This window comes from Fictibacillus sp. NRS-1165, assembly GCF_050468105.1.
Taxonomy (GTDB): Bacteria; Bacillota; Bacilli; order Bacillales; family Fictibacillaceae; genus Fictibacillus_C; species Fictibacillus_C terrinigri.
Genome location: NZ_JBDPNU010000187.1, coordinates 1 through 1,056, shown reverse-complemented (window position 1 = coordinate 1,056; position 1,056 = coordinate 1). Strand labels below are relative to the sequence as shown.

At 42.5% G+C, this 1,056-nt stretch carries 2 protein-coding genes; both read right to left on the bottom strand.

Annotation, left to right across the window (positions count from 1 at the left end; all coding sequences use genetic code 11):
* Positions 1-114: 114 nt before the first annotated feature.
* Positions 115-813, bottom strand: coding sequence for a beta-phosphoglucomutase (gene pgmB, locus ABHN01_RS25785; protein ID WP_429877910.1), 699 nt, complete (start codon positions 811-813; stop codon positions 115-117).
* A gap of 3 nt (positions 814-816) precedes the next feature.
* Positions 817-1,056, bottom strand: a 240-nt coding sequence (locus ABHN01_RS25780; RefSeq protein WP_429877909.1) for a glycerate kinase, incomplete at its 5' end; no start/stop codon positions are given.

Here is a 1,056-nt window from a genome sequence, read left to right as displayed (position 1 = left end):
TAAGTTTTATATAGTGAGTCTCGCACTGCTGCTGATCTCCTGTACATTGTAAAGAACCAACGTGTTACCCGCCGAATATGTCATCTCACAAAAAAAGCTTGTAGACTCCGTGGTCTACAAGCTATCCGGTGTTTCACATCTACTTATCCAGTGATCAAATTCCTCTTTTATATTGACCCATTGTAATTGGTTGGTCGTTTCAAACACCAAATCCGCTTCCTGTAGTGTGTGGCCTACCCCTACTGCAAACATTCCGCTTGCCTTGATGGATTCAATTCCTGCTACTGCATCTTCTATACCTATAGACCTTAGAGGGTCAGCACCAAGTCCACTGCATGCGGTTAAGAATATTTCCGGATCTGGTTTTGACTTACTTATTTTTGCAGCATCCGCACAAAAATCAAAGGCCGCCTCTAAATCTAATGCCTTTAAGACGGTACCCGCATTTTTCGAAACCGAAGCAAGCCCAATCTGAATCCCCTCCGCTTTAATATTGCGAATCAGCTCAGGAATACCCGGTAATACATGTTCTGGTTTCAGGTCGTTTAAATAAAGACGGTAATGATCATTTTTCTTATTCGCCATTTCTTCTTTTTCTTCTGTGGAAAAGTCATGTTGCCGATTTCCGTATTGTAAAATCAACTCAAGGGAATCCAGCCGGCTGATCCCCTTTAGTGTTTCATTAAATGTCTCGTCAATGGTAATGCCTATTTCATTGGCTAGTTGTTTCCAAGCTAAAAAATGATAATGGGCTGTATTTGTGATGACACCATCAAGATCAAATACTACAGCTTCAATCATACTTTTTTTCATTTCCTACTCCCTTTCTCTTCGAAGCAGAGCTGCGATATTACGAGCTGTTCTCTGTATATTGGGAAACGAGCTGCTCATTATCGATTCTGTTGACAATAGCGCCGGAATCGTAGGAAAGATTGCATCGATACCATGGCTGTAAAGAACTTCACTGCCTTCACCGACACTGCCGCAAATCGCTATGACTCTAGCATGGAGAGGAGCACAAGACGCAACACCGATCGGCGCTTTGCCGTATAACGT

Excerpts from the sequence above, each read along its gene's own strand:
- pgmB (WP_429877910.1), bottom strand. The coding sequence starts at position 813 with ATGAAAAAAAGTATGATTGAAGCTGTAGTATTTGATCTTGATGGTGTC.